We start from the raw sequence: 17614 nt of genomic DNA on the forward strand, positions 1-17614 counted from the left end.
GCTCTCCCGGCTTCGTTAAGGTTCGCGATCACTGTACGCAAACACGCGACCCAGGTCGACCGTTCGCAGCCGTAAAACTGTGGGCTCGATTGTTGGCAGATCCATAACCGCCTGTTTCGTGTGCCACTGTTCCAACGGGCCGCTCTTCGATGGACGTACCGGATCCCATCCGTCGTTTGACGGATGCTACACATCGACCCGATATCATGCTGACCTCGATCGCCCCGTGCAGCAGACTGACGGCAATATCCCGCCATATGCAACTCAATATCTCTGCCGAAACTCGTAGATATTCCCTAACAGCATGTGTAACGATTCCACAGGTTGTAAGCATTTCAACCGTTGACTGCATTAGGAAACCACAACGCTTGAACTTACGCCACCGCACACGAAAAGTCTCTAGAACCTCTCCATTTTAACAACCCGGAGGTCGAAACGTGTCTTGTACGGCCCGGAGTCTAGTTCACAGATGCGATATGCGCTCACACGACTCACAGAGTCTCACACTTAAAGTCGTCGCAGAACCTATATACCTCGAATCCGCAAGACAACTCACCCGCATGGCACTCTTCAGTAAACCGTTTAACGTCTTCAATAGTCTCTTTGGCATCTTTAGCCGACGACGCAAGGCGAACCGGCGTAATCGCCTCCGCACGGAGTGTTTCAATGTCGAACAACTTGAAGAACGTATCCTACTGACATCGAGTTGGCTCACTGGGCTAGCATCATCCGGCGACTATATTATTGATAACGAAGGTACAGATGGCATTGAGTTCTCCGTCTCTTCTGATGGGACGGTCGTCATCGGAGGGGGTGACACGAACCGCTTTGAATTAGACGCTGCCGGTAATCTCACGCTATCCGGAACGCTGAGCACCGCCTCCTCGGAAACCTATAAAGAAAATTTCCGTGATATCGACCCCACGCGAACACTAGAACTCATCAACGGTCTGCCACTCTATGGATGGAACTACACAGCCGATTCCGATTCCACGATTCATGTTAGCCCCCTTGCAGAAGATTTCGCAGCGTTCTTCGGACTAGGTTCCGATGAAACGCGACTCGCGCCTAGCGATCTTGCCGGTGTCACGCTCGTTGGAATTCAAGGACTATCAAACGTTGTTGAGTCTCATCAAGAACAAATTCAGAGTCTAGCCAATGTACTAGGAACATCTGGCCAACTTCCACTTCCGCTGTTTACCGATGTTGATGGGACACTCACGAGTTTGTTCGACCCTATTGCTGTTTCCACAATCCCTCGGACACTCACGAGTTCCTCCGCTCAATACGGAGAGGACAACCCAGCTCAGTTTGTTGGTCCGCTTCAGAACCCGCCTCAGGTTACTCATTCGCAGACAAACACTCAGTCGACGTTTACACTCTTTGCAGCGACGGCATCGGGTCAACCACTATCGACTCAGTCCCATCGTTCCAGCAGCCTCGTACTTCATCAAGATCGTGTTGTGAACGACGATGAGGTCATCATCGGGCATTTGGCGGTTGGTTCCAAAGCCGACAACCAACCCGTGGGAGCAGACACGTTTCGACTCAGCGATGACGTTTTGAGAATCCACTTCCGAGATACCAGTGCATCCAGTGGATTCCCCACGAATGACTGGCGAATCGTGGTCAATGATGAGTTCCTCAATGGCGACGCTCATTTCTCCATTGAAGACGTCGATGGCGGTCGCGTGCCGTTTCGCATCGAAGCGGGCGATACCGGAAATGCGCTTGTGATCGATGAATCCGGCAACGTTGGCTTCGGAACTGATCAGCCGGCGGCCAACCTTCAACTCGTCAGTGCTGATACGCCGACGATTCGACTCGAACAAACAGACGGAACTCCGCAAGTCTGGGATGTGGCTGGGAATGAAACGGGCTTCTTCGTCCGCGATGTGACTAGTGGCCAGATTCTGCCGTTTCGCATTCTCTCTACGGCTTCCGCAGATAGCCTGACAATCGGTTCCACGGGCAACGTGGGCGTCGGAACTCAAACCGCAGACGCCGCACTTCATATTTCGTCAACCGATGGAACGGCGAATCTGATCGTTGAAGAAACGAGCACCACAGTTTCGAATCGCGACTTGTTAGATCTCCAGAACACTGGTGCTGGGCGGATCGCGTTCTCGGACACTAGCACCGGAACGCAAGTTCGATCGGGACATGGCACCGACGGTTCCTACACGATCGACTTTGACGGCAACTCCAACCCAGAGTTTCAACTTGGTGACGACGACAGTCTCACGTTCACTTCAGCGACCGAAACGTTCGTACTCGATGCTAGTGGCAACTTAAGTTTGTCGGGGACCATCTCGACACCATCGTCCGTCACACTCAAAGAGAATTTCGTCCCTGTTAACACAGATGAACTTCTGCAGAAGGTCGATGACTTATCAATCTTACTTTGGAATTATATCTCCGACCCCGATACGACTCAGCACGTTAGTCCGATTGCGGAAGACTTCTATACAACGTTTCAACTCGGCGATGATCCCAAACACATTGCAACGGCCGACCTTGGTGGAATCGCTGTTGCAACGATTCAATCGCTCTATGAACAGATCGCAATTCAGAACGAGCAAATTGCCTACCTCACTTGGGTGACCGGGCTCGAGTATGAGGCCGTCACTCCATCATCACAAACGAGCAGCACATCGACGACGGTCTCGGTGCCGAATGACAAAACAGGCCCGTTGACGTTCGAAAGCTCGGCAACTCAACAGCCGTCGACGAGTCACGATCAAAATCTAGCATCGGACTGGCAACGACAATACGCGTTCGCTACGACTCCCTCGAACACGATTCAAAACGGTCAGCTAGTTCTCGCGAACGCCACGGTTGATGACTCGATTCTTCGAGAAAGTCTGATTGTCGGGGATACGAGCGTAAACGGAGTTAATCCCGGTTTCGATTCCATTCGAATTCAAGATGACGTCATCCGCGTTCTTTTCGAGGATACCAGCATACGGCCCGGGGATTCCTCAAACGATTGGCGGATTGTCATCAATGATGAAACGGCAGGAGGAGAAAGTCACTTTTCGATCGTCGACGTCGAATCAGGCGAAACACGATTCCGAATCGATGCAAACGCGCCGGAGTACGCGTTGCTCGTTGATGCCATCGGCCGGTTAGGGGTCGGTACTTCGACGCCGCAGCAGGACATTCACGTTAACAGTGGAGACACTCCAACAATACGCTTGGAACAGTCCGACCTGGGCGAATACGCATCGTCCTCCTGGGATATCGCAGCGAATGAAGTCAACTTCTTCATCCAGAACTCGACGACAGGAGAAACGGTTCCGTTTCGAGTTCATGCGACTGCCCCCACAGATAGCCTTTCGATATCGCAAGATGGTCGCATCGGGGTGGGTGTTCATGAAGCAGGCAGTACTGTTCACGTCACTCGGGATGATGGTACCGCTCAAGTTCTTATTACCGAACAATCTATAACTACGGCCCAACGCGAACTCATCGAGCTGCTGAATGCGGGTGGGTCTTCGATTGCAATAACCGACACCAGCGGCGTAGAGGATGTGACGTGGCGGACAGGCGTCACAGGATCTGACGAGTTCACAATCGACTTGGCTAGTACCACCGGTAGTGAGTTTACAATCGACGCCAACGGTCAAGTTACAATTGGCCCAGACGGTGCGGCGAACTTCGTGTTGGACACGAATGGAAACCTGACAATTGCAGGAACACTCAGTCAGGGATCTTCTTATACCCTCAAAGAGAACTTCTCACATTTGAACTCGGCGAGTGTTCTCGATCGGTTGATCGATCTGCCAATCTATCGCTGGAACTATACGGACGACGGACCCGACGTACAGCATCTTGGACCGACGGCCGAAGACTTCTATGCCGCATTCGGATTAGGAGAAGACGCTCAACATCTCGCTGCCTCCGACTTGGTCACCGTTGCCCTCTCTGGTTTACAGGGACTCATGCAAGTCGCGGCGCATCAAGGTCAGCAACTCGAAGCGATCACACAAACACTCGGCCAGAACTGGACCACATTAGCCACTTGGGACACGCCTCGTGTTCCGGTTCCTAGCACGATTGATGACGAATCGACTAGCAGTTCATCAGCCGATACCACAACGCAATCGGTGCAGAGCTTCCAGGCCGTGAATCCGACGGTAACAACAGTCGAGACAACCTCTACGTTGGTCATTCACAGTATGCAGGATGGTGAGGAAGCACACGAGGACTCTCACAACTTGTTTCTTGCGGAAACTGGTAGCAATGCATATTTCGCATGGCAAGATCAGGACCTCACCACGCCAGACATCACCGAGATTTACTATGACTTCCGCAATGAAGACGGCTATTCAAACAACATTACAGATGCACAGCAATCAATCGCGATAGCCGCTTTGGATTCGTGGGAGGATGCAGCCGGTGGAAGTATTCAGTTTGTCCGCAACACAACAGTCGATCGTTCGCAAATCATCAACTTAGGGCTTGGTCAGTTAGAAGCGTTTGGATTTCAAGGTGGCGAAGGCGGTACATTGGCCGTCGGCGGTGGCATTGTTAGTTCCGGCGATGCCTATACGATCACCAATGGCGTCGTGTGGTTAGATCAACTCGAAAACTGGGACGAAGTCGTCGGCAACGGAGATGTCGAAGGAACATACGATCTTGCAACTGTGTTTCTGCACGAACTCGGACACGCATTAGGACTTGGCCATACCGACCACGTTCAAGGACAAGACGTGATGGACGGTGCTTACCGAGGTGAGCACACCACGTTCTCGAATCTTGATATCGCCTTGATTCAGACACTCTATGCGAACGCAACGAGTGATCCCATTCCCGACGATGGCGAGCTTGTCCTCTTAGAAGATCGAGTCCTCAATGGCAATCAGACATTCGTTGGCAATCTCGGCGTTGGCGTTGATAGTTCCAATGGCATGTACTTCGGAACAGACACGATCCGAATCTCCGAAAACAATAATCGTATTGGTTTTCATGACACGAGTACCGATGGGTCACCAGGGGCTGATTGGCAACTTACAGCGAACAGTTCGAAGAATGGCGGTCAATCGTATTTCTCGTTCGATCAACAATCGACAGTCGGGGCTTCAGACGGGAGTCCTAAGTTCCGTATTATCGCCGGTGCGCGACAAGACGCCTTTGTAATCGACTCCACAAACCGTATCGGCTTAGGAACACGATCGCCTGAAAAAGATCTCCATTTAATCGACTCAAGTACGCCGACTGTCCGCCTCGGTCAAGACACGACTTCCGGTTTTGCTTCCGCATTCTGGGACTTTGGCGGCGACGAGAACGGCTTCTATATTCAGAATGTCGATAACAACCAGTATGCCTTCCAAGTTGCTACTGGGTCGCAGGCTGATAGCTTGGTTATCGGAGACCAAGGTTACATCGGGGTTGGACATGCAACGCCTTCTGGTCGTTTTCATATTCAACGCAACGATGGCTCCACTCAACTCCGTGTGGAAGAAACCTCGACGGGCACCGCTGACCGAGACCTAGTCGTTCTCAAAAACAACGGCGGCGCTCTGATTCGTATGAGCAATCTCGCACCAAGCTCAGCGATGACGCCAACCGCGAACAATCCTCATATCGGGGTTGCCCACTCTGTCGATGTGGCTGGTAGTCAAGTGACCTTCGACCTTTTCGTCGAAAACCTCGGCGAGGAGGCTCTCACGAATATCGAGTTGCCGATCGATCTCGATAGCGTTTTCGGTGAATTCAACTATAGGATGACTCAATCGCCCGTAATCGTTGCGGGACCAAGCTCGATACTTCTCGATGCAACGTTTGATGGCAGTGATAATCTGAGTTTGTTCGACCCGGGCACGATTGAAGGAACTGACGGGCGGACGGGAAATAGCGACCCTGGCAGCACGCTAGCCGTCGCGGAGTCCGCTCATATTCGATTCGTGGTCGTGGTCGACAAGCTCGATGATCTCGGATTCGGTGCTGGGACTTATCGTTCGCAGGTGACAGTGTCCGCGCGGGATTCTGTAGGTGGGACCGTAACGGATCTCTCCGATCATGGAACCGATCCCGATCCGAATGGTAACGGTGATCCGTCAGAAAGCGGCGAAGACGATCTCACCGAGTTCTCCGTCGCCGAGAACCCTGTGATTGGGCTTGCGACTCAATTCATCATTACCGACGAGACAACGGCATTCATCAACAAAGGTGGATCAAACTCGACCGAATCAGGCACGCGAGTCGTCTTAACTTGGACAGTCGAGAACCTTGGCAACGTCGATCTTTCTAACATTACCCTATCAGACGATCTTACGAACGTCTTCGGAGCCGGAAACTTTGGTACCTATCAATCGAGTCTATTGCCCGAAACGACAATCGTCGGTGGCGGGAGTCTGTCTGTTGACACAAACTTCAATGGATCGTCGCAAACCGCGTTGATCACGAACGGCACTCTCAGCCCAGGTGCCATTGCAACGATTACGACCGAGTTACTAGTGACAACTGTCGCCGACGTGGGACAGGGCATTGGCGTTTACTCGCATCAAGCAAGCATTTCCGCAGTCGGGCCCGATTCCTCCGTGACAACGGATCTTTCCGACGCCGGACGAGTTGCGGATTCGAACTTTAATGGTGACCCGACAGAAACGGGCGAAGACGATCCAACGACATTCGCAATCGGCTCACACTTAGGTGTCGCGTTGACAGCAGAGGTCACAGGTAATCAAGTGACATTGAGTCACTACCTAGAATCGTTCGGAAACGAAGACCTCAGTGAAATATCGCTCATTGACAACCTAGATTCTGTCTTCGGTGTCGGAAACTATACAATCACAAGTGGACCAACACTCGTAGACGACCCGGGAACTTTGTCACTTAATCCAGAGTTTGATGGAAGTTCCAACAATCAATTACTAGAACCAACTAGCACCTTATCGGCCCTTGATACAGCGCAAATCTCATATACGGTTACGGTCCATACACTTCAGAACAATGGAAGCGGTCTCGGACAGTACGAACACCAAGTCGAAGTCTTGGCTTCGACGCCCTACGGGGCAACGGTGAGTGACCTCTCGGAGAGTGGCACTAATCCCGACCCCAATGATGACTCGACTCCAGGTTCTGCTGGTGAAGACACCGCCACATCATTCCAGGTTGTCTCCGATGCAACGATCGGTGTGGCAAGCGAAGTCTCCGTGAGTGATTCACAAATCACGATTGACTTGTACCTCGAGAACTTTGGCACCTCAACTGGCCAAAGTGTAAGTCTCACCGATGACCTAGACGCTGTATTCGGTCAGGGCAAGTACACAATCTCGCTTGCTCCCCAGTTCATTGACGACCCGGGAACTCTTGTTCTGAACAATGGTTTCGACGGCAGTGGCGATACTGAGATCCTGGGTGCTGGCAGCACTTTAGCTGCGGGAGATACTGCGCAGATCCGTTTTGTGGTCAATGTGATTGAACTTACCGATCCCGCTAATCTCGGGCTGGGCGTCTATCGACACCAAGCTATTGTGACGAGTGTCGATTCGAAGAATCTACGAACAATCGATCTCTCAGATGCAAACTCCGATCCAGACAACTTCGACAACAATCAAGACCCGACATTCCCCGGACTTCAGGACCCGCCTGTTGACGGGGAAGACGATCCAAACTTCTTTCTGATTGGAAACGTGGCCCTCGGGGCTGCCTTGAATACCTATGTGAATGGCACCGAAGTCACACTCGACTATACGATCGAGAATCTCGGCGACCACACCATCACGGGAATCAGTGCGTCTCATGTTCTGTTTAGTGTGATTGGCTTTGCGAACTATAGTACGGTCACCCAGCCAACACTAATCAGTGGACCGGACACGGTAACTCTCAACGCGAGCTTTGATGGCACATTCGTGACCGCTTTGCTGTCAAATTCGTCGCTTGCGGCCGGAGAGAAAGCTCGTATTCGCTACGTCATCAATGTTGACAATGTGACCGATCAAGGCCAAGGATTTGGAGTATACACGACGAGTTTTAACGTCGTTGGAACGGGACCGACCGGAGAGGGTGTTTCGGACCAGTCCGACGCAGGGATCCTTTCCGATTCCGATGCCGACGGCGATCCCACCGAAACTGGCGAGAACGACTCGACGCCATTCGTGATCGGTGAAGAACCATCCATCGGAGTTGCCACCACAGCCACAGTCAATGGGCAACAAGTTACGATTGATTATTATCTCGAGAATCTCGGCAATCAAACCCTCACGAATCTTGCTCTGCCACAAGACCTCGATGCCGTCTTTGGAACTAGTAACTACACGATCTTGACGCAACCGGCTTTTATTGATGACCCCGGTACCGTCACAATTAACTCGCTGTTCGATGGCAGTTCAGACACCGCATTGTTTGATGCCAACAGTAGTCTTGCAGCGGGCGATACCATCCAGATCCGCATGCTTCTCGATATTGGCACGTTAGCCGATCGTGGCTTCGGAGTGGGCACCTATCATGTTCAAACATACGTAACCGCAGACACTCCTTCTGGTGGCGCAACAGGCGACTATTCCACAGATGGCACCGATCCCGATCCCAATGGAAACGCGAATCCCGCAGATGTTGGCGAAAGCACGGCTACGACATTCACCGTCGTCAACTCTCAACTTGGGGTTGCACTCGACGCTAGTGTCGACGGCAAGTTCGTGACTCTGACCTATACCCTCGAAAATCTCGGCAACACATCGCTAGACCAGTTCAGTCTCACCGAGAACTTAGACAGCCTCTTTGGAAGTGGCAACTACGAGTTGATTGGTTTGCCACAGCTGACTAGCACACGACCTGTGCTAGTTCTCAACTCGGACTTCAATGGCCGCACAGAGAATGAACTCATTCGCTCGGGCAGTCTCGGAGTTGGCTCATCCGACGTGTTTGAACTGATCGTACGCGTCGACCAGATTCTCCCGTCCACATCTGGCATCTATACGCATCAAGTCACCGCAACCGCCAAATCACCGAGCGACACAATGGTTTCGGACATTTCCGACGCCGGCATCATAACTGACGCAAACAACAACTCCGATGCGACGGAAAGCGGTGAAAACGATGCGACGACAATCGATTTCAACTTAGCCGAGTCCTTCGTTGTTACCACGTTGGTCGATGAAGATAACGGAACAGCGGACCCAATTTTCGGGACGGGAACAAGCCTCCGCGAAGCAATTGCACTCGCCAACAGTACACCCGGGCTAAACACAATCACGTTCGCCGACGAACTCGTTGGTCAATCAGTAAGTCTTAGCCAAGGCTGGGCAAGTCCTAGCGATGTCAACTCGCTAGTCATTGATGACGACCTTATTATCAACGGTCTGACTAGCGGAGCGGGTATTGTCCTGGCAATCGCACCGGCGACTCAGAAACGACACTTCAGTATCAACACTGGTGCTAGTCTGACGCTCAACAATCTCACGTTGAGTGGAGGAAACGTGATCGGGAATGGCGGTGCGATCGAGAATAACGGCTCACTCCTTCTCAATGGTTCGACCTTCACACAAAACTCGGCAAGCCACGGCGGAGCCGTATTCAGTGCTGCAGGCTCCACACAACTAGCGATCACAAATAGTACCTTTGCCGGGAACACGGCGACGGAGAGCGGAGGTGCAGTCTGGTCGGAAGCGTCGAGCACCTCCGTCATGGCGACCACGATCGTCGACAACATAACAGGGGGAAGCGGCGGAGCACTCGCACAGAGTCAGTCCAATGTGGAGCTCACGAACGTCATTCTGTCACGAAATAGCAATAACACCGGGACTAGTCCCAACTTTGAGGCGGTCAACGGTGGGTCGATCAGTCTATCGAGTAGCAACAACCTGATTGATGTTTCCGCAGACCAACTTCTCGTGGGAACTCTCGCCGACAATGGCGGCCCGACTCATACTGTGGCCTTGCTTAGCGACAGCCCGGCTATTGACAACGGACTAGCAATCGTCGACGTCGAGACAGACCAAACACTCAAGCCCAGATTAATCGGTCAAGCTACCGATATTGGCGCATCTGAGTTCATTCCAACAAATCTGGTCGTCACGGTTCTCGATAGCGACACAAACGACGACTACTCGAACAGCGACCTCTCGCTTTACGAAGCACTCAAACTCGCGGAAACTAATAACGATCCGACCACGATCACCTTTGATTCGAATCTGTTTACCGATCTCGATCAAACGATTTTACTTTCGAAAGAGTTTGCGGTCACTAACGAGCATGGTGTCTCTGCCTTCACGATCAATACCGACATTACAATTATTGGACCGACAGGCCCGAATGGAGTGACGTTGCAGAGTGACTTCATTGAGAGTGCCAATGATGAAGACACGTATCGAGCGTTTCTCGTTCAAAACGAAGGTCGCCTTTCTCTTGCAAATCTCACTCTGACGGGTTTTTCGGCACGCGACGTTGAGCAGAGCATGGGTGACCAAGACCGATCTCAGTCTGGGGGTGCCATCTACGTGAACGGGGGCGAACTCAAGTTGAACGCGGTTCTGCTCACTAACAATAGTGCCGTCGGTAGTTCGGCGATGGGTGGTGCGATCTACGTCAACAACGGATCGGCCAGTCTCATCAACAGCACACTCTCCGGTAACTCGGCGGTTGACGGGCTTCAACGTTCTCAAGGTGAAACCAGCGGTGGCGGGATCGCAATCGAGAACAGTCAGATCGACATCTTGAACTCGACAATTGCCAATAATACGGCTAGCAGTGGTGGTGCAGTTTATGTCCTCGCAGACGGTGCCACGTCCGAGCTAACGATGAACAACACCATCTTAGCAGACTCGACTGCCAGCTCGGACTATGCAGAATCCATCATCAACGGAGGTATCGTCTCCAAATCGGGAACACATAACCTGATCGAACTCGGTAGCCAACTGTTTGACGGTCTCAATACGATTGTCATCGATGCAGACTTACTAGCACTCGCGGATAATGGCGGACCCACACGCACTCATCGATCGCAACCGAACAGTCCGGTGATCGATGCGGGAAGCACTATGGCTGCGACTTCGCTTCTCACCGATCAACGGGGGCAAGCTCGGGTGGTTCGTGGCACGATCGATCTTGGTGCCGTCGAGGCTCAGCCGACGCTTTCGGTTGTAGCTGATAGTGCAAGTCAGTCGGAAGGCAACAATGGCGCTACCGAGTTTACGTTCACAGTCTCGCGAACGAATAGTGTCATCGGCGAAACATCCGTTGACTATACCGTTTCCGGAAGCGAAGTCACTGGCACTGATTTTGTTGGCGGGACGTTGCCGTCTGGTACGGTTATGTTCAACCACGGGGAATCGACAAAAACCATCACGGTTTTAGTAGCGAGCGATAACACCGTTGAAGCCGACGAAATGTTGACTGTCACTCTATCGAATGCGTCGGCCGAGACCATCATCGAGACGGCGACCGCGAACGCGACGATTCTTAACGATGACTCTGCCACAGTCGCCATCCAAGACGTGTCACAGGATGAAGACACGGGAATGATGACGTTTACAATATCACTCAGTCAACCTGTCGATTCGGATGTGCAAGTTACTTACACGACCGTGACCGACAGTGCGACTAGTTCCGATTTCATAGCGACGTCCGGGACAGCGACGATCGAAGCGGGTTCACTCAGCACGACAATTAATGTGCTAGTTGCATCTGATAGTATCGTTGAGCTTGACGAACGGTTCGAAGTTCAACTTTCGAATCTTCAGGCTAATAATCGAAACGTTGAGTTGGTTGATTCTCGCGCGTTCGGAACCATTCGCAACGATGAGATTGCCGTCGTGAGTGTTACGGATGTGTCGCAAGATGAAGACTCTGGCGACATAACGTTTACGATTTCGCTCGATCACCTAGTCGACGTGGATGTCCTAGTCGATTTCAACACTGTGACGAATACCGCAGGTCACAGTGATTTCGTTGCAAAGTCAGGAACCGCCGTGATTCCTGCCGGTTCGCGATCGACAATGGTGATAATTCCAGTCTTGTCAGACAATACGGTTGAACTCGACGAACGCTTCGAGTTACACCTCAGCAACGCTCGCGGTTCCGACCGGACGATTCAGTTTGACGATAGTCAGGCGGCTGGCACCATTCGAAATGACGATGCCGCAGTCATCTCCATTAGCGACGCCATCCAGAACGAAGATACCGGCGAGATCGTCTTTACGATCTCAATGGACCAACCTTTAGACACGGATGTCCAAGTTAGTTTCAGTACACATCCGGATTCCGCGACTAGTAATGACTTTAGTCCAAGTTCCGGGGTGGTAACTATCAGTGCAGGGACTTTGACAAGCACCTTCAAAGTACCTGTCGCTGTCGACAATCTTGTTGAACTTGATGAGCGGTTCTTCGTCAACCTTTCCAACGCCCAGGCGGCGGGTCGCAGCGTCTCAATCGGTAGAACGCAGGCTGAAGGAATCTTAGTCAACGATGATACCGCGCAAGTTGTGATCACAGACGCTTCAGCGAACGAAGATGCAGGAGAGATCACATTCACTATTGCGATGGACCGCGTCGTTGATACGGACGTGCATGTTGACTTCAACACACTTGTCGACACTGCTAGTCAGAATGACTTTGTAGCGACTTCCGGGATAGCCACAGTTGCAGCCGGCTCGTTGTCGACAACTGTGACGGTCCCAATTGTCATAGACTCAACGGTCGAGTTTGACGAGAGATTCCAAGTTCTTCTATCGAACCTACGATCCAATCAGCGTAATGTTCAGATTGGCGACAGCCGAGCATTTGGAACAATTCGGAATGACGATAGTTCGATGCTATCGGTGCTCGATGGGCAGTCGGATGAAGACACGGGTGAACTTGTCTTTACCGTCGTGTTGAGCCATGCGGCAGATGCAGATGTGCAATTCGATTTTAGCACGATGCACGATAGCACCACCGCCGATGACGTGACGCTGACTTCCGGCATGGCTACCGTGCCAGCAGGTCTTCTTTCAACGACAGTTAGAATCCCGGTGACTGTCGACTCGGTTGTTGAAAGAAACGAACAGTTCTTTATCGACCTGTCAAACTTGCGTTCCAATGGCCGAGCGGTTTCCTTCGGAGACCAGCGTGCAGTCGGCACGATTGTGAATGACGACGTTGCCGGAATTTCGATTGCAGATGTCGTGCAAGACGAAGATGCCGGCGAGATGATATTCACGATTACGATGGATCGGCTAGTTGAGACTGATGTTCAAGTCGACTTCAGCACACAAAGTGATAGTGCACGATCCGACGATTTCATGGCCAAATCGGGGACGGTCACCATTCCGGTGGGTGTTCTGTCGACGACAATTGCAATCCCAATTACGTCTGATAGCATCGTCGAACGCGATGAGCGATTTGAGGTTCGCCTGACAAATCCGCGTGCAAGTTCGCGAACCGTTGAGGTGAGAGATACTCGAGCGTTTGGGACGATTCGCAACGATGACGTCGCAAACATTTCGATTGCCGACGTCTCACTTGGCGAAGATGCGGGCGAGATGGTCTTCACGATCTCGCTCGATCGGATGGTCGATGAGAATGTACTCATCGATTTCAACACGGTTGCAGACATTGCTACCGCAAACGACTTTACCGAATTGAGCGGCACGGCGACGATCCCAGCGGGCCAACTGACAACAACGATTGGTGTGTCAATCATTGCAGATCTTAGTGTTGAACTCGATGAGCGATTCCAAGTTCAACTTGCGAATGCCAATGCGAGTGGACGCAAGGTTCAGTTCGACGATAGTCGTGCGTTCGGAACAATCCTCAACGATGATGCGGCGACTGTCTCGATTAGTAATGCAACCGCGACGGAAGATTCTGGATTCATCAGTTTCCTAGTATCACTCGATCAGCCGGTTGATACAGAGATTCTGATCGATTTTGATGTCCTCGCGGGCACGGCGGATGAAAGTGATTTAACATCGGTTCCTAGTTTTGCGTCGATTCCGGCCAATACGACGAACGCGAATCTTGTGATTGAACTTGCGGCGGATCGTGTTGTTGAACTCACTGAACGATTCCATCTCGAGCTAACAGAATTGTTCTCGGACCGCCGCGATGTGCGTTTCGATAACCGGTTTGCTAGTGGAATCATTCAAAACGACGATTTTGCAAGTTTGTCGGTGAGCAACGTCTCGATCCCAGAGGGGGATCAGGGTGAGCGAGAGCTAACATTTACAGTCACGCTCGACGCGGCAGTCGATGTTGGTGTTTCCGTCGATTTCGCCACGCAAGAAGGAACTGCAACAGCGAACGAGGACTACACTCCGCCTGAGAATCAAACTCTTAATTTCCTCGGCCTCGCGGGAGAAACGCGAACGGTATCGATTCGGATTCTTAGTGATGTCGATGTGGAAGATCATGAAACCCTGACGGCATTGCTTTCCAATCTGAATGCAACGGGTCGGAACGTGACGCTCGCGAATGCCGTTGGTACCGGGAAGATCGTGAATGACGATCTCGATACGAATACCGGTCAGCTGAAAACGGAGAGTGTTGCTAAGACGACGATCAACGTCACTTACTCGGAGATCGTGAGTGGCAATTTCGATGGGACGCCGGCACTCACTGAGGCTGATGCCGACGACCTCTTTTTCTGGAACCCGGTGACTGGTGACAATCGGATTGTCTTTGGGGATGGTTCGGTACAGACAAACGCCATTCCTACAAGTCTCATCAATGGCCGAGACTTCACGCACGTCTATGCTGGAAACTTGGACGAAGGGGGCGGGACCGATCTTTTCTTCTGGAACCCGCTTGATGGCCGGAATCGTTTAATTCACCTCAATGGTGAGACGGGTAATGTCGTTCCCGCGGTGCAGCACAATTTCGTCTCAGTCAGACAGATCAATGGGGGCGACTATTCCACGCTGACAATCGGCAACTTTGATGGCGGTGGCGCGGATGACTTCTTCTTCTGGGACCCCGTGAGTGGACGTAATCGGCTGTACCATTTGGCAGCTTCAAACCCCGGTTTCGCGTCGAACATTAGCAACGTGCAAACCGATGTAATCGACCGCACGATCATCAACGGCGAGTTTCAGGCGGTGCGAGTCGGGCAGTTCATCGCGGGTGGGATGGATGAGTTGCTGTTCATCGATCTCGAGACCGGGCGGAATCGAATTGTTTCGCTCTCGGGGACACGACCGGGAATCAGCTCGTCTCTAGCGACTTTCCAAACCGACGTGATTCCACAGAGCGTGTTTAACGGTCGCGAGTTTGATCAAATCGAGGTGGCCGACCTTAATGGCGACGGTCTCGATGATGTCTTCGCTTGGAACACCGTCACGGGTGTGAATCGTGTGTCGTTGACGGACCCAACCCCAGGGACAACGCCGAAGATTGTCAAAAACCTGTTCGGTTCGCGGGGAATCAACAACGATTATCGTCGCGTTGTACGACTGACCGACGAACTATTTAGTTCACCAGACTTCGACGAACTTTTCTTCTGGAATCCTGAAACCGGGCAAAACCGAGTGAGCCAAACATCTTAAAGGTTCTTTACGAACCAAAATACTAGGGACGGTGTTAGGAGAGGTTTGCTGCGATCGAACGCGAACTGTTCTAACTTGCAAGAATGTCTTGCACGGTTGGCAGCCACCAATCGCGAATCCAGTTTTCGTCTAAGGGGAGCACGCGGAAGTACGTCCAACCGTTGAGATCGAATTCACCACTCATCCAGGCAGCCCGCTCGGCATTACTGGTATGAATAATGACCGGTCGTACGTGTGATTGCGATGTGAGCCATTGAACGACGAAGTAGCCGTCGCCGGGGTCTGGCATGCCTTCGTCCGGAATCAGATCGTGATCCAATGAGATCAAATGTGTCCGAGGCAACAAGACGGGTGCCTCGGAAATCATACGGTGAGCATCGGCCCAAACTTGCAATGCTGGTGGGTCTTGCAAAGTTGCTAACGCACTTTGGAATTGCGTGACTCGCTCGTTATCGTCTTCGAGCATCAGCAACATCGACCGTGTGCTTTCGTGGTTACTGGGTGTACTCCGCCCACAACTCGTCGAGAGTTTTATTCGTTTCTTGATGGAAGATTTCGTCAGAGTAAGCACCGCGTCGCATGGCGACGTTGAGTTTCTTGACGATCCCTGGCGCCTGACCGGATTCCAGCCACAGGAAAAATCCGGCCGAAACGCGGTAGCTTTGGCGGTACCCCTGTTTGTCTTTGGGACGAGGAAACCACGCTTGTGGCTTCGCTTCGAAGATGCCCCATCGCAGGTAGTCGGCAATCCCCTCGGTGATCCACAATGGTTGACCGTTGGGGTAGGCTTGAATGACGTGCACGAGTTCATGGAACACTAAGCCGATATCCTCGGGATGTTTCTCCACCCACCCAGAAGATACCGTGATCGCTCGCCCCGAAGTTGCCGCAACTCCGCGGTTCGATTTGCGAATTCTCAGCTTGATTTCTCGTGCCGGTTCAAACTGTTGGGCCGGAATGAGATTGACGAGTCGAGGATGCCATTCCAAGATCAATGCTTTGGCGTCCTCACCCCATTGGTTGAGATGCGGAACTTCGCTGGTGTCCAATTCAACCGCTACCGGTTTTTCGTCGGCGACCGCCAGCATGCTTCCTGAAAGCACGATCCCGGCGAGCATCATCAGGATTTTGGGCATGGTCACGCATTTCCGTTGTGATGGTTGACGGCTTGTCTCGCATGACGGTTTATTGTTTACGGTTTGTCCGACTTGTTCATCAGCCAAACTAACAAACCCTTCGCGATATGCATGCGGTTTTCGGCTTGCGGGAATGCAAGACTTTGGGGACCGTCGATGACTTCATCCGTGACTTCCTCGCCACGGTGAGCGGGCAAGTCGTGCATGAACTTGGCATCAGCGGGGGCCAGGCTCATTAATTCTTGATTCACCTGAAACGGGCGAAACACCGCTTGTCGGGAATCGGATTCCGCTTCCTGCCCCATGCTTGCCCACACGTCGGTGTAGACCACATTCGCGGTTTCAACGGCCGCTTTGACATCATTCGTCACCGTCAGGTCGGCACCGGGATGTCGATCGCGGAGTGCTTTCAAGAAATCCGCATCGAGTTCGTAATCGGCGGGCGAGGCGAACGTCATCGGCATGCCTAACATCGATGTGGCGATCGCCAATGAAGCGGCAATGTTATTGCCATCGCCGACGTACACGATTCGCACACCTTCGAGTGTGCCGAAGGCTTCCTGAATCGTGAACAAGTCGGTCAATGCTTGGCAGGGGTGACGATCATCGGAGAGGGCATTGATGACCGGGCAACCCGACCACTCGGCGAATTCCTCGATCAACGCTTGCGAGAACGTCCGGAGAGCGATGGCGTCCGAGTAGGAACTCAACACGCGAGCCACATCGGCCAAACTTTCGCGACCGTTCAAGCCGGCTTCTTTGGACGACAGAAATATGCCGCGTCCGCCAAGTTGAGCCATCCCCGCCTCGAAACTCACGCGGGTTCGTAACGACGGTTTCTCGAAAACCAAAGACAACACGCGACCGGCCAACCGGTCCGAACGTGTCCCGCTTTGGACTTCCGATTTGATTTCGCCGGAGAGAGTCAGGATGTCTCGAATGTCATTAGCACTGAGGTCGTGCAAGCTGCGAAGGTGTTGCATAGTCGAATAGTCTGAAGTCTGCGGCGAA

The 17614-nt window shown here is 52.3% G+C and carries 4 protein-coding genes; 1 reads left to right on the forward strand and 3 read right to left on the reverse strand.

Annotated features, from left to right (window positions below; all coding sequences use genetic code 11):
* Window positions 1-476 precede the first annotated feature (476 nt).
* A complete protein-coding gene (locus tag AC5DDB_RS08110) occupies window positions 477-15467 on the forward strand; it encodes a Calx-beta domain-containing protein (RefSeq protein ID WP_491739202.1) in 14991 nt (4996 codons plus the stop codon).
* Window positions 15468-15537: 70 nt separating this feature from the next.
* Here AC5DDB_RS08110 and AC5DDB_RS08115 read toward each other — a convergent pair whose 3' ends face one another.
* Genes AC5DDB_RS08115 through argF form a run of 3 tightly spaced genes read right to left on the reverse strand, consistent with a single transcriptional unit; the run spans window position 15538 to window position 17586 of the window.
* Complete coding sequence (locus AC5DDB_RS08115; protein WP_491739203.1) at window positions 15538-15942, reverse strand: cyclic-phosphate processing receiver domain-containing protein; 405 nt, start codon at window positions 15940-15942, stop codon at window positions 15538-15540.
* 19 nt (window positions 15943-15961) lie between these two features.
* A complete protein-coding gene (locus tag AC5DDB_RS08120; RefSeq protein WP_491739204.1) occupies window positions 15962-16603 on the reverse strand; it encodes a DUF6647 family protein in 642 nt (213 codons plus the stop codon).
* Window positions 16604-16659: 56 nt separating this feature from the next.
* On the reverse strand, window positions 16660-17586 hold the full coding sequence (gene argF / locus AC5DDB_RS08125; protein WP_491739205.1) for an ornithine carbamoyltransferase: 927 nt from the start codon (window positions 17584-17586) through the stop codon (window positions 16660-16662).
* Window positions 17587-17614: the final 28 nt, after the last annotated feature.

The sequence above is a fragment of the Thalassoroseus sp. genome, from assembly GCF_984380535.1.

Excerpts from the sequence above, each read along its gene's own strand:
- AC5DDB_RS08110 (WP_491739202.1), top strand. The coding sequence starts at position 477 with ATGCGCTCACACGACTCACAGAGTCTCACACTTAAAGTCGTCGCAGAA.
- AC5DDB_RS08115 (WP_491739203.1), bottom strand. The coding sequence starts at position 15,942 with ATGTTGCTGATGCTCGAAGACGATAACGAGCGAGTCACGCAATTCCAA.
- AC5DDB_RS08120 (WP_491739204.1), bottom strand. The coding sequence starts at position 16,603 with ATGCCCAAAATCCTGATGATGCTCGCCGGGATCGTGCTTTCAGGAAGC.
- argF (WP_491739205.1), bottom strand. The coding sequence starts at position 17,586 with ATGCAACACCTTCGCAGCTTGCACGACCTCAGTGCTAATGACATTCGA.